Below are 19016 nucleotides of genomic sequence, written 5' to 3'. Positions count from 1 at the left end.
TGGCCAGCTATGCGGACTTGTACCATAGCAAGAGTGATGAAAGGGGATAAGAAGATGAGAAAAATATTATCTATATTGTTAACCGCTTCTATGCTTGGAGCTATGCTTACCGCTTGTTCGGGAGGAGATGGCAATAAGATTGTGGGCGGTGACCCAAGCAATACGGCCAAGCCAAACGCAGAAACGGCGCAGCCGAGCAGCAAACCGGTGAAGATCGAAATTATTGAAACGGGAAACAACCTGCCTTCCCCGGATAAGGATGTCATTAAGCAGGAGCTCGACAAAGCGCTGAACATTGACCTTAACCTAACGGTGTATCCGTCGGGTGACGATTACAGCAACCAATTGAGTGTCCGAATGGCCTCGGGAAATTTTCCGGATCTGTTCATGGTCGACCGCCAGCAATTGATAGAGTTTTCCAAACAGGGGTTGCTCCTTGATTTAACGTCATACATGGATAAGCTGGAGCAAACGGTAGCTTTCATTGGCGAAGACAGCGTCAAGAAGGGCATGGTTGACGGAAAGGTATACGCGATTTCCAAATCTCCGCAAATCCCTTACAACACCTATTGGATTCGCAAGGACTGGCTGGAGAAATTGCAGCTTCAAGTACCTAAGACCGTGGAAGAATTATCAACGGTGGCAGAAGCCTTTACGAAGAACGATCCGGATGGGAACGGCAAGCCGGATACCATCGGTTTGACAGGTGGCAAGATTGGAGCATTCTCGCCTGTATTCGGCGCATTCGGCGCCGGCATGCCCGGAAACTTTTATGAGAAGGATGGGGCAGTCGTCAACGGTCTGTATGACCCGGCGATGAAGGAGGCACTGGAATTTATTAAAAATATGATCGCTTCAGGATCTGTTGATCCCGAGCTGCTGGCCAATAGCGGACTTCAGCATCAAGAAAAGGCGATCAAAGGGCAGGCAGGCATCGTTTATCTTGATTGGCCCAATATGACCAAAGAACAGTTCGTGGAGCAAATTAAAACGGTTAATCCCAATGCGGAATGGCTGCAGATGACTGCGCCGACAGGCAAAGGGGGGCAGTACGACGGATCATGGGATATTGGCGCGGCGCCAGGCCGATTCGCCATTCCGAAGGCACTGGAGAAAGATCCGGAAAAGCTGCAGCGAGTATTTGATTTGCTGAATTACATTTCCAATCCGGACGGAGGCTCGCTGTTGGTTCAATTCGGAATCCAGGATACGCACTTCACGCTTGATAACGGCAAACCGAAGATGACAGACAAAGCAGGCGATGTCGGTTATTCCTGGCTGTACCAATTCACCGGCAGACCTGAAATGGAGTATTTGCAAGCCAAATTCTCCGCTCAGTCAGAAGCGATTGCTTTTGCGAGCGAACAGCCGCGTATCGAGATACTGAACGGATTCATTGATAATCCTCAGGGCTTTAATCCAGCTGATGCGGACCGTTATATAGAGGAAGAGCTTGCGAAATTTATTTATAATAAACGCCCGTTAAGCCAATATGACGACTTTATTAAGACGCTGGAGACATCTATGAACTATAAGACGTTTATGGACAGTGCGTTAGAGCAGCTTAAGGCACTTGGCTATGGAAAATAATTTCAGTTTAATAAAATAAGGATAACGTGCAAGCCGACCGCTGATTTGATGGTCGGCTTGTTTGATTTTAGGGTATCAAAGCATTACACGCGATACGTTTTTCTATAGGCCGATGGGTTGATGCCGAACATTTTTTTGAAGCTTTTGCTCAAATGATGCTCATCTGTAAAGCCGCAGTGCTCGGCGATTTGGCTAAGCGTGAGCGATGAATGTACCAGCAGCTGCTTAACTTTGTCCATTCGGAGGGTAGCGGCGTAGGTGCTTGGCGCAATGCGGAACTCTTGCTTGAAAAGCCTAGTGAGTTGAACTTGGCTTAATCCTAACTCTGCTGCGATTGTTTTTAGGGATAACCCGAATTCAGCCTGCTGCTGAAGTCTATGTACAGCTTGCTGAAGAAGAGGGTCCTCGCTGAACAGTGGAGTTGTCTGTTGGCCCGATAATTCAATCTGCAGGAGGTAAAGCAAATCTTTTAGGAGATGTTTTTTGTACTCGCGACCAAGGGTCGGATTCAAGTAACGGGCTTCGCGCAATTGGGAGAGGATGGAATGAAACCTCCTGTTGTTGATCAATCGAAGCTTACCGGTCGGTGGGAAATCGGTTGCGTGCGATGAAGTAAAGCTTGCATCAGGTTCGGATACCCATTGGAATCCCAGTAGATGAAAGGATAAACCGCTTGTCTTGCGGTAAAAGGTCAGATCAGGCGGACACACCACCATATCGTCTTTAACCGCCCGTCCGCTCTGGCCGCCCATCCTGTAGTCAAAGCTACCTTCTTCTACAATAAACAAAGCCCAGTGGTCATAAGTGTCATGTGTCTTCTGAAAATGGAAAGCATCCTTCACATAAACATGGTAATGCAGATCGGGCTCACGGAATCGGGTCAGCTCCATAAAAAGTCAGCTCCATTGATGAAATTATATACAAGTAATTTAAGATTTTCATACATTATAACATATTTAATCGTTAGATATAATTGAATTAAATACAAGAAGGAGGTATGGAACATGAAGACAGCCGACCTAAATATTGCGGAATTGATGAAGCAATTTAATGAGGCGGGGTATTTGCTGTTACCAGGCGTATTATCGCAAGAAAAGGTGGACCGGCTGAATGCCGCCATCGATGAAGTCATTGCGAGCGAGCCTGAAACGCTTGCCCATAATATCTATAACAGCGTTGAGCGTCATCCTGAAATCGCTTCACTCATCGATCAGCCAGATATTTTGCCGCTTATCGTTAATTTGCTGGGCCATAACATCCAACTGCATATCTCGCACTTGACGATTAGAAAGCCGAATCCTAGCGAGGCGCAGACGGCTTCGCACAGCTTTATTGATTGGCATCAAGATGGACCGCATCCGCAGTTTCCCGTCATTGCGGGCTTGACGGCAACCTATTACATTAAAACCTGCTATATTCTAAGCGACATGTCGGAGCCGGATCGAGGCAATACGAAAGTAATACCGGGCAGCCACACGAGGCCTTACAATCCTAACCATAAGGATGTACGGCAGCAGGTGAACGGCGAAGTGCAAGTATGCGGGAAACCGGGAGACGTATTCCTATTTGCCCAAAATCTATGGCATGCCGGCTCTCCGAATCGGTCCGAATTTACGAGACGGCAGCTGTTTCTGGGCTACAGCCCGATTTGGATGCGCCCAATCGATTACCATACGGCATCGGAGAGTCTCCTGAGGGATGCTGACCCGATCCGTCGTCAATTGCTAGGGCAAATCAGCGATAACCATTTTAAGTATTATGTTCCAGAGGATACGATGGTACCGCTTAAATCGCTGCGGATTAGCGAAGTTTAAGCAGGTAACGTAGCCATTTATTTTACACGCTATCGTTGCTTTATATTGCTACACGAAACGGTTACGCTCCTCTTGCTGAGGACGGCGTAGCCGTTTCTTCATATGTCATTCGAAAATTTTGATGTAAAATCAGTTTAAACATAGGTATAGTAGAGTTACTATTTTAGTATTGAAGATGCAAAAGGAGGGATTGTTATGCCAAAGGAACAGCCAACGATATTGGTCTATTACAATGAGCCGGAGAAATATGCCGAGCTGCTGAGGGAGCATGGTTATTTATCGGTAAGAGTGGCTCGGACACCAGAGGAAGCGGCGGTGCAGCTAGCGGGAGTCGAAGTTATTTTATGCTGGAACTTTCCTGAAATTTTATTGTCCATGCCGGAGGCGTCTTCGGTAAAATGGATTCAATCCATCGGTGCGGGCGTTGATCATTTGGTAACGAAAATTCCGGAGCACATCATGGTTACCCGAATTGTTGATCAATTCGGCGCCATGATGGCTGAATATAGTTTGGGCTATATGTTGTTTCATAATAAAGGGATGGCACGGCTGCTTACGTCTCAGCATAATCGCAAATGGGAACCATTCCGTGCCGATACATTGGAAGGAAAGGTACTCGGCATAGCCGGTCTTGGTTCGATTGGTTCGGAAATTGCGAATCGAGCTCGAGCGTTCAACATGGTGGTGCACGGACTCAGCCGGGGAACTGATAAAGCCGATCGGGTTGATGTTCATTTTCTGGCTGGGGAATGGAAGGCATTTGTGAAGGAGTTGGATTATCTGGTGCTTACACTGCCGTTAACCGCTGACACTCGTCATACCATTGACCACGAGCTGCTGATGGCGATGAAGCCGGAGGCTTGTCTTATTAACGTCGGCCGGGGAGGTCTGATTGTTGAAGAGGAGCTTATTGAGACGCTTCAGCTAAGACCAAGCTTCACGGCCGTTCTAGATGTATTTGAAAAGGAGCCTCTTGCTGAAGACAGTCCGCTCTGGACACTTCCCAATGTCATCATCACACCGCATGTGTCGGGCCAAAGCAGGTTTGCGGATGTTGGACGGTATTTTGTAGAAAATCTTGCATTATATGCCGAAGGCGCTGCTTTGAAAGGGACGGTAAATCACAGTAGAGGCTATTAACTGTGCAATCGCGCTGCTTGCGACCTATTTTAGGAAAGCCGCACGAATACTCTTATATTGAAACAGAAGCTTCTTACAAGTTCTATGAACTCATAAGAAGCTTCTACTGTTTCTAGCAGGCTAAAAGTTACCGATGTGAGGACGGTTTACGCTTTGTTGTGCTGCGCTTTGCAGCGGATGCCGCTGTGCGTGCCGTTTTCCGTATTTTTTTGTTTCTAGATTTGTTTTTTTTGACAGGCACGCTACTTAGAAACGCTTTGGGACCAAGGAAGGAACTGACCATACTGAAAGCCGGCCGCATTTGCTGGAAAAATCCAAAAACTTTTTGTACTTTACCCATCATGGACATGATGCCGTCGAATCCGCCAAGTCGCGTAACCATCGATTCTTGTCTGTTCGAAGCGGGTTCGACCATGGTCTCTTCCGTACTGACTTCTTCTACAGCCATCTCGCTTTCAGCTGGAAGAATGGCATCGGTGCGGGCCTTTCTCCTTTTTTTCACTCCGAATCACCTCCTATAGGCTATGATAAATACTGGAAGTATTCTCTATGAACGTTTGCGGCGCTGTATCTCTATAAGATATTCAGAGCCGTATCTATCGGTATAGTTAATCATCCAAAAAGATTCTCCTTATCCAACTATTTTCTCCCGCAGCTTCATTCCAAATCTCATAGTCAAACGCTACAATAAAATAGATGGTTGTATCGTACTACAGCTAAGGGGGATGATCGTATGCTTGCCTTGAAAATGGAAATTTTGGTCGTTGACGATGAACCCAAGCAGCGGCGCGGCTTGGCAGCGATGGTTCGCTCGCTGCGCCCGGATTATAAAGTGCATGAAGCGAAAAATGGGAAGGAAGCGCTTGAGCTTGCCCAGAACCGTAGGCTGGATATCGTGTTTACGGATATTCAGATGCCGCTGGTCAATGGAATAGAATTTTTGAGGGCCTTAAACGATAAGGGAACGCCAATACCGAAAGTTGTTTTTGTAAGCGTATTCCATGAGTTCGAATATGCGCAGCAGGCGCTTCGTTTGGGTGCAAGGGATTACCTAGTCAAGCCTGTGATTTCAGAAAATCTGGAACCGATTCTATCTGATTTGGAGAAACAGTTCAAACGCGAGAGCAGCCTTCAATCGGAGAAAAAAAACTTGGACGAGCAGCTCGCCCACACCAAACCGGTATATATGGACCTTCTGCTGTACAAATGGATGACGCAGGACCTTCAGCCCTCGGAGTGGAGTGACGTAAGACGTCATTTCCCCTTGAATGGTCATGGAACCGTACTCATTATTCAATCGAATTCCAGCGGTCAGACGGAAGAAGAACTGGAATGGAAGAGCATGCTGAAGCGGGCGATTATGCAGACGAATACGACGTGCGCGGAGCTTATTGTCGTTGCTCCGGAGCATGAGAAAGAGCTTCTCTACGTCATTGCATTTTGGAGTCCTAACCGCTCTGGCACTGAATGTCTGGATCTGCTGCGCAAGTCGCTGACCCAGCTAGGAAATGTTTATAGCCGCTCCATTAGCGTAGGTGTAGGCAAAGAGTCGCTTTCTATTGAAACCGATATAAGGCTAAGCTGCGAAAGCGCTAAAACAGCGCTGCAATACCTTTACTATTTTCCGGAAGGGACATGGCTAAATACGAATGAACTGCAAAGCTTGTTAAAAAATGAGACAAGCCTGCTGCTTGCGACGAAAGATGCCGATACCCTGGAGAAAGCTGTATCAGAGAATCAGCTGGAGCTTGCGATTTCTACGCTTACCTCTCTATTGCATAAGATGGCAGCCGCCTATCCGACTCCCTTTAGGTTGAAGTGCAATGTGACGCAGCTGCTTTTAACTTGCATGAAACGGATCGAGCTGGTGATGGATGAAGAAGGCTACCGGCAGCTCGGCAGCCGAATCGATCAGGAGCTGTATGCCACATGTTCTTTCCAGAAAACGCTGGATACCGCAGCTTTGCTGCTTGCCGATATGATCAAGCAGATGAAAAATGACAAGTCCTCTCGGAGCGAAATGATTATGCATAAGTGCAGGGAGTTCGTTGAAAACCATCTGCATGAGGATCTGGGACTGGAAATGGTGGCGCAGCGTTTTTTCTATAACCCTTCTTATTTCAGCATTTTGTTTAAAAACAACTTTGGGCTTTCCTTTACCGATTTTCTCGTGAAAACACGAATGCAGAAGGCTCGCAGCCTATTGCTGCAATCGGAGCAAAAGGTCGTTGATATCGCAAGGCTGGTCGGTTACAAAGACATCAAATATTTTAACAAGGTTTTCAAAAAAATGTTTTTGTACTCGCCCGAAGAATTCCGAAGAATGTTCTCATCCTGATTAAACGAGGCTAAAGCGATGCGCATCCTGAGAAAAATGGCGGACATGGCTGCCAACGCAAAATTTCGTATCAAGCTGTTAGTTTCCTATTTTTTGCTGGTCAGCTTTATTATTTTGGCACTTGGTTTTGCTTATTACCAGATCAGTGCCCGTAATATGCTGGCTAATGTGAAGGAAAGCTTAGGCAACGTTGTCATCAATAACAACCAACTGCTCGACGAGAAGCTGCAGTACATCCGCGACAAAAGCGAAATGCTTCCGATTGACAATGAATTGTATCAGGTCATTACCGAAACGGATGTGGCTGATAATGAATCCTTGCTGAAGGCTGACCGGCGCATTACGCAAATCTTGTTCAAATATTTTGGCGGAGACACGGATATTTATGCTTCATTCATCCTGACGCCTCCCTATAATTTCGGCAATACAGCGAGAATGTTCGTGATGCCCGAGGCTTTTTACGCATCCTCTTTATACAGGAAGGCTGTTGCAGGCAAGGGGGATTTGGTATGGGTTCCGACCTATCGCTTTGCTGAAACACTGGGTGAGAAAGAGATGTCAGGGCTGGACTTTGAGTTCAGCAAGTTGGTATCGGCAGTCAAACAGCTCAATCTTACCTTTATCGATGATAAGGGCATATTTCATGCACTGCCCCAAACGATGCAAAAGCCTGTGCTCATGATTAATTTGACGCCTGATTACGTGGGAAGATTATTTGCGGACTATGCGCGGCAAAGCGAATTTCGTCATTTATCGTACGGCATTCTGGATGATGGAGGGGCGGTCATCATTGACTCCGATCCAGGCCGGGGAGCAAGCGAGGGGCCGCCATCCTGGATGGGGGAAGCAAAGGCGATGAAATACGGCAGCATCCAGAAAATCATTGACGAGAAAAAAATGGTGATTAGCTTTAGTCGAATGGAAAGCACCGGATGGATTTCCTATATTGAAATTCCTGTGAAAGATGCGCTGCAGGACTTAAATGCTCTGCGCAGATATTCTACCTTTTTCTTGATCCTTATGCTGGTTGTCTCTATTCTTCTCGCCTATGGGATGTCGGTATTTATCACAAAGCCGATTAGCCGGATGAAGAAAGCGATGAAGCTAATGGAGCGCGGCAATTTTCATATCCATATCTCCGAGCAGGGGCGGGATGAATTCGGCCACTTGATCCGGACGTTCAACCATATGAACGACCGCATTCAGACGCTCATTGAAGAAAACTATGCTTCGCGCTTAAGGGAAAAAGACGCGGAGCTGATGGCGCTTAATCTCCAGCTTAACCCTCATTTTCTCTACAATACGCTTACGACGCTTTATTGGATTGCGATAGAGAATAATCAGAAGGAGATGAGCCTGATTATTCACCATTTAGCGGATATGCTGCAGACATCGACGAGGAACAAGAAGGAGACATGGCCGCTGCGAACGGATTTGGACTGGTTAAATAAGTACATTTATATTATGTCCAGCCGGTTCGAGGAGCTGTTCCGCGTGCAAATGGATGTAGAGGAGGGGCTTATGGATAGGGAAGTGCCTAAGCTGTTCTTGCAGCCGTTTGTTGAAAATGCGATTATTCATGGGTTTGCCGAGAAGGAGCAGGGCGGGGTGATCGAGATTAAAGGTTGGTCTGACGGCGAAATGGTCTTTTTCACCGTTGCGGATAACGGCAGAGGGATCGAGAAGGAACAAATCGATCAACTAAGGTCGGGCAAGATCGGCTCGACTGGCATGCTGAATGTAGAGAAGCGGATAAAGCTGCTGTATGGCAGCCAATATGGGCTGGAGGTCCATTCAAATAAAGGCAGCGGGACGACCATTGTTATTCGAATGGGAACGTTCCCCGGCAAGCAGGACAAAACGGAGGTTCAATGATCGAGGAAAGGAGAGAGCGACGAGTGAAGAAATATGGGGGCGCAATGATGGTCATGCTATGGTTAGGCTTGCTGCTGCTTGCGGGCTGCCGCGAGCCTGACGTCGCATTGCCTAACAATGCAGTGAATCAGGAACCAGCTGCTCACGGTAAGGAAAAAGTGATCTTGACCTACGCATTCTGGGGTTCACCCAATGAGAGGCAGGCCAAGGAACGCATGATTAAAGCTTTTATGGAGAAATACCCATGGATTACGATACGATATATGTATGAGCCAGGCGATTATACGACAAAGCTTACGACCATGTATGCAAGCAACAAAGCGCCAGATGTGTTCATTCTCTACAAGCATACTGCGCTGCAATGGGCGGAGCAAGGCAAGCTTTATAATTTGCAAAGCTTTCTGGCCTCTGATGCGGAAATTAATGAAAGCTCCCTTATTTCGAACTCTATCATGTACTGGGACCAGAATAAAGTAGCGGGAATCAAGGTTGCCGAGGAATCGTTTGCGCTTTATTATAATGCTGATTTGTTCCGGGAAGCAGGCGTAGAGCTTCCTCCGTCCAAAGCGGAAGACGCATGGACTTGGGAGCAATTTATGATGACGGCAAAAAAGCTGACCATCGACCGCAATGGCCATAACGCGCTTCATCCGGAGTTCGATGCCAATCATATTACGCAGTTTGGCGTACGCTTCAATACGTGGATGTGGCATTTAATGGTGCCTTCCAATAATACGAGCGTTATCTCGCCGGACGGAAGCAGGATGAATTTGGACGATCCGGCTGTTATTGATGCGGTTCAAAGGCTGGCTGACTTGATTTACGTCCATCATGTCGCACCATCGCCAGTGCAGGAGAAAAATCTTCCTCAACCTGCCTTAGCTATGCAAAGCAGAAAGGTTGCTATGAACCTCGATGGGCAATGGGTTCAGCTTGATCTTGGCGCAGCGGGCGTTAACTATGGCGTTGGCGTTTTGCCTAAGCTGAAGACGAGTAAGACCATTCAGTTTGGCGAACCTTTGGTTATGTCATCGACAACGAAACATCCAAATGAAGCGTGGCTATTTTATAAGTGGCAGCTGGATGCTCAGAATTCTCTCGATTTACATGCCAGCGGGTTGTGGATGCCGATCTTGAAGGATTATTACACGAAACCGGGCCTAATCGCGCAGTGGGCAGAGGTAAAGCCTGGCCATCCTGATGGCTACAGCGATGCGGTGATGAGGCAGACGATTGAGAATGGCGTCAATTCATACGATTATTATCTCAAAAACAATGAAAACATTTCGGCGATTTTGCATCCGGTGCTTGATCAAGTTTGGCTGGGCAAGACCAGTGTCAAGGAAGCCTTTGAAAGCGTCTCGGATAAGATCGATGCCGCATTTCAAGGAACGTATCCGCAATAATCAAAGCAGTGGGCCTACGGCATAGCCGAGGCTTTTTTTTATTGTTTAGTTAGGCGCACCCAGCACGGCATGCTCCTATCCGGGTACCTAATGGTTATCACCTAAATCCAATGATTTTACGTATTGTCCGCCATGTAAACGCTTGCTAAGCTAGAGGCTGTCAAGAGCTGCAGCGAAAGACAAGCGAGCCTGAGCAATTGAAGGGAACAGCAATCGAAAGAGATCAGACTTATTTGTAAGCGATATCAGAATAGAAAAGGGAGGCGCTTTAACATGAAGAAAACGTTGAGCCTTGTTCTGACAGCATGTTTATTAACTCTATTGCTTGCAGCCTGCAGCAATAACGGCGGTAATCAGGAGCCGCAGAAGACAGGAGAAGATAAAGGAAATGCGAGCGGCGCGAAGGTAAAGCTAACCGCGATTATAACGAAGCATCCGTTAACAAAGCCGCTAGCGGAGATGGAATGGCTGCAAAAGGCAGAGGAAGCTGCTGGCGTGGACATTGAATGGCAAGAGATTACGGCGGATTGGGAGCAGAAGAAAGGGACCATGCTGGCGAGCGGCGATACGGCAGATTTGTTCGTAGGACCGAACGTCATTACGGATGCCGATTTTGCCCAGTTTCAAGGCCTGTTCCAGGATCTGACCGAGCTGCTGCCGGAAGCGCCAAATGTGCAGAAGATGTTCGATGAAAAACCGGAAACGAAAATCATTGCGACGCAGCCTGACGGCAAAATATACGGGTTGCCCAAATATCAGCGCTTTTGGCCAGCGTCCGCTTCAAGACAATATATTAACCAAACTTGGCTTGATCAGCTTGGCCTGAGCATGCCAACCAACTGGGATGAGCTATACGATGTTTTGGTTGCTTTCAAAGAAAAGGATGCGAATGGCAACGGCGATCCGAATGATGAAATTCCGATGGACTGGCCAGGCGGAATCGGCGGCTTCTTCAACCCCGCAGTCCTGCTCGGCGGCCTTGGCATCACATTAACGGACGGCAGCGGACAAGGCTACTTCGTGGAAGAAGGCAAAGTGAAAAACTTCCTGACCGATGACCGCTATAAGAAAATGGTCGTTTTCCTTAACAAGCTTTACAAAGCCGGACTGATTAACCCGGAAGTGTTCACCCATGATTATACGAAGTTCCAATCGGTTGCTCGCGGTGAGGGAGACCTAGCGAAGGTCGGCTTTACTTGGGGCTGGGTAGCCTCGGACCGTTTCGGCGAGCAGCTGGCGCCGCAATATACGTCCATGTCCCCTCTCAAAGAGTCAGCGGGCTATTCCGGCAAAGTCTCCTGGAGCTATGACTTTGCTACACTGAATTATGGAGTTAACCAGATTGTCATGTCAGCCAAAACGAAAAACAAGGAAGCGGCTATGCGTTTCATCAATGAACTTTATAAGCAGGAAGTAAGCATGCAGGTGCTCTTCGGATCTCTGGGGACAAACATCAAGGATAATGGAGATGGCAGCTATGCCGTTCTGCCGCCTGCGGATGAGAAAATGGACCCCGGCACTTGGAAGTGGACATCCACTTGGGCAGACAACGGGCCGATGTACCTGCCAGACTCACTTGATTTGGCGCTGGGCAAGGATATGCAGGAGGTGCTTGTGCAGTCAGAGCCGCTTAGCGACGCATTAGCGGTCGATACAGCATCGGATGTTTTCCCAGCCATGTTCATTAAGTACACAACAGCCGACAACAACACGATGAGTCTTAACAATACGAATGTGATGAATCTCGCTAACACGAATTTTGCCAAATGGGTAACCAAAGGTGCAGTAGAGGCCCAGTGGGATGAATATGTGAAGCAAAGCAAAAAAGCCGGGCTGGATCAAAATATCGAAATCATGCAAAAGTATTACGATGAGTATGTGAGCAAAAAATAACAAACAGCAAGGCAAGAAGCTATGCCGCTCTGATGCAGGGCGTAGCTTCTTTTGTTCAAAGAAACGAAGGGGGAAACAGCTTATGGGCTCTCGTTCTATCTTCAGCACCTTCAAACGGGATTATCAGCTATGGGTCATGGTCTTTCCGGCGATTGCCGTCATTCTTATTTTTAATTATATTCCGATGTACGGCATTCAACTGGCATTCAGGGATTTTGATTTCAGCAAAGGGCTTACCGGCGGCGAATGGCGAGGCCTCTTTTATTTCAAGCAGTTTTGGGAGAGCTTCCTGTTTACCGATTTGATGAGGAATACGTTTATGATCAGCTTCACCTCGATTATCATCGGTTTTCCTGCACCGATTCTATTGGCGCTGGTGCTTAATCAGATTCGCAGAAAAAAAATGAAGCAGCTGATGCAGACGACGGTTTATTTGCCTCACTTTATTTCGATTATCGTACTGGTGGGTATGATGAATGTCCTGCTGTCGCCGGAAACCGGCATTGTCGGATATTTCATGAAGTCCGTCGGTTTTGGAAATATCAATTTACTGGCGTCAACCTCAACCTTTATTCCGGTCAATATTATTTCGGAGATTTGGCAGCATTGCGGCTGGAACAGCATTATTTACCTGGCGGCACTGTCGACCGTCGACCCGCAGTTGTATGATTCGGCCAAAATGGATGGAGCAAGCAGATGGCAGACGATCCGTTATATTGATTTTCCGGCACTCATTCCGACGATCGTTATTTTGTTTATTTTAAGCATGGGCAACATTCTCAGCACGGGCTTCGAGAAAATTTTTCTGATGCAAAATTCATTGAACCTGCCTGTATCCGAGGTAATCGCTACCTATGTGTACAAGATCGGCATCGTATCCAACCAATTCAGCTATGCTTCGGCCATCGGCCTGTTCAACACGCTTATTAATTTTATTTTCTTATTTGCCATGAATGCCATTTCCAAAAAAGCTTCCAACACGAGTTTATTCTAACGGGCTGCCTAAGGAGGAGTGCTTGTGATTCGCGAACGTTTAAATGGTAGCGAAATTTTGTTTCGGGTTGTTTTGTCTGTCCTGTGCGCTATCATTTTTTTGTCCATTATCTATCCGCTGTATTTTATCGTGATTGCTTCCATAAGCGATTCCACCCTTGTATCAACGGGAAAAGTGCTGTTTATGCCCAAAAATATTAGTTTTTTTGGCTATAATCAAATTTTTCAGGATGACCGCATTTGGAATGGCTATCGCAATACCGTCTTTTATACGCTCGCGGGAACTTTTGTGAATCTTTTGATTACACTGCCTGCTGCTTATGTGCTGTCCAGGCGCGAATTCCGTGCCAGACGGCTGATCATGGTCGTATTTGTCATTACAATGTTCTTTAACGGCGGCTTGATTCCGACTTATTTGCTAATGAAAGACCTTCATTTGACCAATACGATGTGGATGTTTATTTTACCGTTTTGCGTAAATGTGTTTTATCTCATTATTGCCCGAACCTTTTTTGAATCGTCCCTGCCCTCGGAGCTTTACGAAGCGGCGGCGATTGACGGCTGCTCGCATTTCGGATTTTTTGTCCGCATCGCGCTGCCGTTATCCAAAGCTTTGATTTCTGTGATCGGATTATATTATTTAGTGGGCCATTGGAATGATTTTTTCACGGGGCTGATCTATATTCGCGACAATAAGCTGCAGCCGCTGCAAATCGTCCTCAGGGATATTTTATTATCGAACCAGGTCTTTCAAAATGGGGCAGGCACGGGCGGTGCAGCCGGAGGTTATGCGCAGAAATATGCGGATCAGATCAAATACGGTGTCATTATCGTTTCTACGCTGCCTATTCTGGTCATTTATCCGTTCCTGCAAAAATATTTTGAAAAAGGGGTTTTGATCGGCTCTGTAAAGGGTTGATGGGATCTTGAAAAAATAAGGGAGAGCGGAGCAGGAGGCTTATAAGACATTGGTCTTATAAGCCTTTTTTGTTGTGATTCATGCACGGAGCGGTTAGATAAAAAAAATCCGTTGTATTTCGCTTGGGCCTATGGTAAAGTCGGAAAGAAATTTAACATCTTTAATAAGTGCCATCCCATTATTTCATAATGAGTGATGACTGAAGGGATTTCTCACCATGAACAATGAATTAAAGGCGAAGCCAAAAATTAGCAAGACCTATGCTATGCAGCTGGCGACTATCTTCCTTGGGTTTATCATTTTCGGCATTTCGGAAAATATTAAAGGCCCGGCGATTCCGCGAATTCAATTTGATTTTCATTTGGATGAGATGCAGCTTGGCACGCTGTTGTCGCTCAATGCGCTTGGTTATTTAATCGCCTGCTCCTTTACAGCTGTGCTTACGCACAAGCTTGGCATTAAAGCGGTTAGTCTGATGGCGTTTGGCTTGATGCTGATCTCAGGCGTCCTGATATTTTTTTCGCACAGCTATCCCGTGTTTTCCTCTTCCTATTTCTTGATGTATATTGGCAACGGGATGCTGGAGATTGGCTTGGCCATTCTCGGAGCACGAATTTTCGTAAAAAATACCGGTACGATGATGAACTTATCCCATTTTTTCTACGGATTAAGCTCTACGGTCGCGCCGATGATCGCATCGGGCTTGATGAGCGTAAGCTTGTTTGGCCATATGCTGGATTGGCGTGGGATGTATCTCGTGATGCTTTCATTGTCTGTCCTGCCAATGATTCCAGCTTTTTTGAGCCGGTTTCCGGGCGATGATCTGGCTATGGAGGACCGAATTCCGCTCAAAAGTTTGGTGCGCGATCCCGCTCTGTGGCTGCTGGTTCTGATTCTTTCATTCGGGGTTGTTTCCGAGCTGGCTGTTGGCGGATGGCTGGTCAATTTTTTGGAGAAAGCGTATAAATGGGATAGTGTTTCTGCATCTGGCATGCTGTCCATTTTCTTTCTGTGCTTCTCGGCAGCGAGGCTGCTGCTCGGACCTGTAACGGATAAAATCGGCTTTAACCTCTCGCTTATTATTTTTGCGGCGGTGTCCGCTGTCTGTACCTTCATTGCTATACTTGGCGGAGAATCGGCAGCTTTCTTATTTGCAGCGGCAGGTATCGGGATTGCGCCCATTTATCCGACGGTTATGGCGTTCATCGCGAAGAGATACCCGCGAGGAAGCGACACGGCGATTACGTTTACCGTTACGCTGATGGGGATTGGCAGCGTCATTGGCAATTATTTGATCGGGGCAATTATGAAAGTGGTCCGTAATAGCTACGGAGCGGATACGGAGCTGGGATTGCTGCGCGGATTGCAGGCGGGTTATGGCTTTATTGGGCTGTGCGCTTTCATATGCGCCATATCGGGCTGTATCTTGTACAGATACTTGAAGGCGCGCAAAGAGCTAATATAAAAGTGAGAACGTCAGGGGTACAAGAAGAGCCCATCCTTGGGAAAGGATGGGCTCTTCTTGTTTAAAGCAAGATAAGTCAAGAACTGGCCATCATCCGGTTGAGCGCGAGCCGCTGCAGCCCATAGACATAATCTTGCTCCCAATCACTGATGATCAGCTCAGGAATATGGACCTCTGGCACATAATTGGCGCTGTTTGCCTTAATTTGCTGAGCATCGGAGCTCTGTATATCCCCGCTGCAAAAGATGATGGCATGCGGATTAATAATCGCTACGAAGGTGGCCACCATTCGGCTCATGGCATCAATCATGTCAGGCCCATGCTCCACGGCTTTGTCCGTCTTCTCAACAGCGCTGTGGCTGACCGCTTCAAAAAAATTATAGCGGTCATACTGCGGAATAAAGCTAACTTCACCGGAGAAGAATGTGCTGCCCCTTATAATATCACCGTTCAAGAAAATGCCGGCACCGGGTCCGTTTTTCCCTAAATAAACATAAGCAAGGGTTTCATGATCGGCTCTTCCGCTTCGGCCATGATAGCCGAGTACGGCAGCATTCATATCATTTTCCAATTGCACTGGGATGGAGAAGCGCTCCTCATAAAAGGATTTTAAATCCAACTGCGCAAATTTATCATAAAGGGGAATGAAAAATATTTTTCCGTCCCTGACCGAGCCAGGTACGCCGATGGCGATTGAGCGGATGCTCGGATTGCGGTCAATGACCGTTTGCAACTGCGAGGTTAAAGCTTCAGGCCCTTCCTTCAAAACAGTGGGCTTTTTGAAACGTTCGATCGCTTCGCCTACGTAGTTGATTATGGAATAGACCGTTTCGTCTCTCTCCAGATACACCGCCAGTCCAAGCTGATGTCCAGCATTCAATGCATATCTCGCGGGCCGTCTGCCTCCGCTGGAATCATCGATGCCCGTCAATAAGACCTCGCCGCTCAGCTCCATTTGCTCTATAGCTTTGCTGACGGTAGGGAAGCTGATATCGGTTTTAAGGCTGATCTCTGCTTTTGTTGCATCTCCATATTTTAAAAGTGTGTAGCGAATTTGCTCATGAATGGCTTGATTCATTCGTTTTGGTGTGATAAATGCTTCTCTCATCACGCTCACCCCCAAGTCGTTTTCTAGTGAAGCTATGTTTCGTTCCGGGCAATCCGATTATCGCCATCATATATCAACTAGGTTTGCACGGCAAGCTTATCCATATTGTCCAATCCTGTGAGTCGAGAAATGTCATCATATGGTACAAAAGACCGTTTAAAACGGTTAAGATTACGTTTATATTTAAAAGCGATACTACTAATGAACCAGGTAAGTTCACATTCTAATCAGAAAGAGGGAATGAACATGCATCCAACGTTGTTGAAGCAGCTTAATCTCTGGCACAATCGAAATAAATATAAGGAAATTATCTCAACGATACTGGAGCTTCCTGAGGAAGGACGAGACTATGAGCTCGTTTGCCATCTTGGAAGAGCATTAAATAATGAAGATCGCTACAATGAGGCGATTGCTTACTTTCTATCCGTGCAAGACGAGGGTGCTGCTGATCCGCTCTGGCATTATCGGCTAGGCTATGCTTATTATTACAGCGGGAAATATGAAGCCGCCGTCGCAGCGTTTGAGCATGCCTTGGAGCTTGAGCCGGATGATCAAGACAGCCAAATGCTACTGAACTGGAGCCGGAATGCCGTCAACAAGGAAGCCTTAGGTTCTGATTCTGCCGATCAGATACGGGGCGAAAAGAGGGAAGTGAACGATGAGGAGCTGGCGCCTTTTAAGCTGGTTTCACATGATAATGGCAGCCTCTCGCTGATTTTGTCGGTCGGTAGCTACAAGAGTCATATTTTTGAAGCAAGGGCAGACGAAGGTTTTGAAGGCAACGGATATGACTGGGCATCCTTGGCTGCCGTATTTTTGGACGAGAAGATGCCGGAGCTTGTAAGCATCATTAATTTCGACCCAGAAGCGGGCATGTTTGCAGCTTATACGAGCAATCAGGAGGCAATGGTAAGCTTTGCTGCCGCTTTTAAGGAAGCCTGTGAAAATGACGCTTTAATTGGCGATCTATTTTCTAGAGCAGAGCTAGATTAGAAAAAATATAGGACCAGGTAATCACTTTTAACAGTAATTGTCAACAAAAAGAAAATGAAAAATGATACCGTTTCTAGTATAATTAATATCATTAGTCATTTCTTATGTAAGTTGGTGCTTAGCATGATTATGTCTTTGGATATGAAAACCGTTTTCATTTTAATTGTGCTGGGACATCTGTTTTCAATCGTTCTTATCACGGCATATTGGCGCACGCACAAGAAGGATCGCACGCTAAATATTTTTTTGCTGGCCAAATGTCTACAGGGGATGGCTTGGCTGTTTGTTGTCGTTCGCGGCGGCGTCCCTGACTTGATTACTGTCACTGTAGCCAACTCGTTGCTGTTTGCTGGGTTTTCTCTGGAGGCCGTTGCGATGCTGAAGCTTTTGCTGGTGTTTCAGAGATCGACCAAAATCATGTACATCACGCTTACCGCTGCCACGGCTCTCAGTTTTCATGTGGTTGTTTTGTTTCATAATACGGAAAATATTAGAATCGCCGTTGCCTCGCTCGGAACGGCGAGTTTGTTGGTGCTGCCCGCTTATCACATGCTTCGAATCAAGCAAACTTCACTAATTATGAAGATCATAGGCATGTTGTATGCCATTGCTATTCTATGTCTGGTCGGTCGGGCGGGCATTGCAATTAACTTTCATGAGAAGCTGGGTTTTTTCACACCCGGACACTTCCAGAATTTCGCCTTTTTAGCTTTGTTTTTAATTATGTTTATTGGCAATACAGGGTTCATACTGCTGCTGAAGGAGAAGGTCGACCAAGAATTGCTTCGTTTAGCCAATCATGATGACCTGACGGGCATTTTAAACCGTAGAACCTTCGTCCTGGAAGCAAATCTCTCAATTGAGCAGCATGCCAAATCCCAAGAGCATCTAACGTTGGTATTATTTGATATCGACCATTTCAAGAAGATAAACGATTCGTACGGTCATCACATTGGGGACTGCGCGCTTCAGGAGCTTACGAAGCATATTCGTCTTCAATTGCGTGGAGAGGACTCTTTCGGGCGTTATGGCGGCGATGAATTTGCCATTTTGCTGCCCCGAACCGACGAAGAGGAGTCAGACCGACTTGTGGAACGATTCCGAAATGTGATTTTGCAAAGCAGCATGCCTGACATCCCGCACCCGATCTCGATTAGTCTTGGCGTCGTAACGATTGTTCCTAATCGGCAGACGAATCTAGAATCTCTTTATAAGCTTTGTGACCGGGCGCTGTATGATGCCAAGGAGCTGGGAAGAAACGGAGCGGTTCGTACTCGGGTCGCATAGTCAACCGTAAGGATTGCGAGTTAGCCAAATAGTTTTGTGTATGCGATTACAAATGATTTGCTGAGGTTAAAGTGGATATGCATCAGATACGAAAAGCCGATTGGTCAAGTTTAATAGGCAACCCAGCATATCTGGCAGAAGCTTGCCAAAATCATATTCGATCTTCATAATGAGGGAAACCCTATACGACGGCTA

General features: G+C 46.7%; 15 protein-coding genes. 12 read left to right on the top strand and 3 right to left on the bottom strand.

Going from position 1 to position 19016, the window contains the following annotated elements:
• The first annotated feature begins 54 nt into the window (after nt 1-54).
• Nucleotides 55-1590, top strand: coding sequence for an extracellular solute-binding protein (locus E0496_RS17285; protein WP_241674841.1), 1536 nt, complete (start codon nt 55-57; stop codon nt 1588-1590).
• Between the two features lie 83 nt (nt 1591-1673).
• Here E0496_RS17285 and E0496_RS17280 read toward each other — a convergent pair whose 3' ends face one another.
• Nucleotides 1674-2480: a helix-turn-helix domain-containing protein gene (locus E0496_RS17280; protein WP_141503019.1), complete on the bottom strand. Its 807-nt coding sequence runs from the start codon at nt 2478-2480 to the stop codon at nt 1674-1676.
• 114 nt (nt 2481-2594) lie between these two features.
• Here E0496_RS17280 and E0496_RS17275 point away from each other — a divergent pair, with 114 nt between their 5' ends.
• Together E0496_RS17275 and E0496_RS17270 are read left to right on the top strand one after the other, a co-directional pair.
• Entirely contained in the window at nt 2595-3404 is an 810-nt protein-coding gene (locus tag E0496_RS17275; protein ID WP_141503018.1) for a phytanoyl-CoA dioxygenase family protein, read from the top strand.
• A 195-nt stretch (nt 3405-3599) separates the two neighbouring features.
• Nucleotides 3600-4544, top strand: coding sequence for a D-2-hydroxyacid dehydrogenase (locus E0496_RS17270; RefSeq protein WP_141503017.1), 945 nt, complete (start codon nt 3600-3602; stop codon nt 4542-4544).
• A 127-nt stretch (nt 4545-4671) separates the two neighbouring features.
• On the opposite strand, the gene E0496_RS17265 is transcribed toward E0496_RS17270, so the two are convergent.
• Entirely contained in the window at nt 4672-5046 is a 375-nt protein-coding gene (locus tag E0496_RS17265) for a hypothetical protein (protein WP_141503016.1), read from the bottom strand.
• Between the two features lie 231 nt (nt 5047-5277).
• Here E0496_RS17265 and E0496_RS17260 point away from each other — a divergent pair, with 231 nt between their 5' ends.
• From E0496_RS17260 to E0496_RS17230, 7 genes are all read left to right on the top strand, one after another.
• Nucleotides 5278-6882 (top strand): response regulator transcription factor, encoded by a 1605-nt coding sequence (locus E0496_RS17260; protein WP_141503015.1) that lies wholly within the window; start codon nt 5278-5280, stop codon nt 6880-6882.
• Nucleotides 6883-6900: 18 nt separating this feature from the next.
• The gene (locus E0496_RS17255) at nt 6901-8757 is read left to right on the top strand and encodes a sensor histidine kinase (RefSeq protein WP_141503014.1); all 1857 of its coding nucleotides are present in this window, start codon (nt 6901-6903) and stop codon (nt 8755-8757) included.
• A gap of 23 nt (nt 8758-8780) precedes the next feature.
• Nucleotides 8781-10163, top strand: a complete 1383-nt coding sequence (locus tag E0496_RS17250) for an ABC transporter substrate-binding protein (RefSeq protein WP_241674840.1) — start codon at nt 8781-8783, stop codon at nt 10161-10163.
• Nucleotides 10164-10436: 273 nt separating this feature from the next.
• Complete coding sequence (locus E0496_RS17245) at nt 10437-12056, top strand: ABC transporter substrate-binding protein (RefSeq protein WP_141503013.1); 1620 nt, start codon at nt 10437-10439, stop codon at nt 12054-12056.
• Between the two features lie 82 nt (nt 12057-12138).
• Complete coding sequence (locus E0496_RS17240; RefSeq protein WP_141503012.1) at nt 12139-13050, top strand: ABC transporter permease; 912 nt, start codon at nt 12139-12141, stop codon at nt 13048-13050.
• Nucleotides 13051-13074: 24 nt separating this feature from the next.
• Nucleotides 13075-13968, top strand: coding sequence for a carbohydrate ABC transporter permease (locus E0496_RS17235; protein ID WP_141503011.1), 894 nt, complete (start codon nt 13075-13077; stop codon nt 13966-13968).
• A 217-nt stretch (nt 13969-14185) separates the two neighbouring features.
• Nucleotides 14186-15433: an MFS transporter gene (locus E0496_RS17230; protein WP_141503010.1), complete on the top strand. Its 1248-nt coding sequence runs from the start codon at nt 14186-14188 to the stop codon at nt 15431-15433.
• Between the two features lie 76 nt (nt 15434-15509).
• Here the strand turns inward: E0496_RS17230 and E0496_RS17225 are convergent, their stop codons facing one another.
• Nucleotides 15510-16541 (bottom strand): ROK family protein, encoded by a 1032-nt coding sequence (locus E0496_RS17225; RefSeq protein ID WP_141503009.1) that lies wholly within the window; start codon nt 16539-16541, stop codon nt 15510-15512.
• A gap of 246 nt (nt 16542-16787) precedes the next feature.
• On the opposite strand from E0496_RS17225, the gene E0496_RS17220 reads away from it, so the two are divergent.
• Nucleotides 16788-17534, top strand: a complete 747-nt coding sequence (locus tag E0496_RS17220) for an Imm51 family immunity protein (protein WP_141503008.1) — start codon at nt 16788-16790, stop codon at nt 17532-17534.
• Between the two features lie 141 nt (nt 17535-17675).
• Entirely contained in the window at nt 17676-18821 is a 1146-nt protein-coding gene (locus tag E0496_RS17215) for a GGDEF domain-containing protein (RefSeq protein WP_206669794.1), read from the top strand.
• The last annotated feature ends 195 nt before the right edge of the window (nt 18822-19016 follow it).

This window comes from Paenibacillus luteus, assembly GCF_006542765.1.
Lineage (GTDB): Bacteria > Bacillota > Bacilli > Paenibacillales > Paenibacillaceae > Pristimantibacillus > Pristimantibacillus luteus.
The sequence above is the reverse complement of the archived record's forward strand: the minus strand, read 5'-3'. Positions and strand labels throughout refer to the sequence as shown.

Excerpts from the sequence above, each read along its gene's own strand:
- E0496_RS17285 (WP_241674841.1), top strand. The coding sequence starts at position 55 with ATGAGAAAAATATTATCTATATTGTTAACCGCTTCTATGCTTGGAGCT.
- E0496_RS17280 (WP_141503019.1), bottom strand. The coding sequence starts at position 2,480 with ATGGAGCTGACCCGATTCCGTGAGCCCGATCTGCATTACCATGTTTAT.
- E0496_RS17275 (WP_141503018.1), top strand. The coding sequence starts at position 2,595 with ATGAAGACAGCCGACCTAAATATTGCGGAATTGATGAAGCAATTTAAT.
- E0496_RS17270 (WP_141503017.1), top strand. The coding sequence starts at position 3,600 with ATGCCAAAGGAACAGCCAACGATATTGGTCTATTACAATGAGCCGGAG.
- E0496_RS17260 (WP_141503015.1), top strand. The coding sequence starts at position 5,278 with ATGCTTGCCTTGAAAATGGAAATTTTGGTCGTTGACGATGAACCCAAG.
- E0496_RS17255 (WP_141503014.1), top strand. The coding sequence starts at position 6,901 with ATGCGCATCCTGAGAAAAATGGCGGACATGGCTGCCAACGCAAAATTT.
- E0496_RS17245 (WP_141503013.1), top strand. The coding sequence starts at position 10,437 with ATGAAGAAAACGTTGAGCCTTGTTCTGACAGCATGTTTATTAACTCTA.
- E0496_RS17240 (WP_141503012.1), top strand. The coding sequence starts at position 12,139 with ATGGGCTCTCGTTCTATCTTCAGCACCTTCAAACGGGATTATCAGCTA.
- E0496_RS17230 (WP_141503010.1), top strand. The coding sequence starts at position 14,186 with ATGAACAATGAATTAAAGGCGAAGCCAAAAATTAGCAAGACCTATGCT.
- E0496_RS17225 (WP_141503009.1), bottom strand. The coding sequence starts at position 16,541 with ATGAGAGAAGCATTTATCACACCAAAACGAATGAATCAAGCCATTCAT.
- E0496_RS17220 (WP_141503008.1), top strand. The coding sequence starts at position 16,788 with ATGCATCCAACGTTGTTGAAGCAGCTTAATCTCTGGCACAATCGAAAT.
- E0496_RS17215 (WP_206669794.1), top strand. The coding sequence starts at position 17,676 with ATGAAAACCGTTTTCATTTTAATTGTGCTGGGACATCTGTTTTCAATC.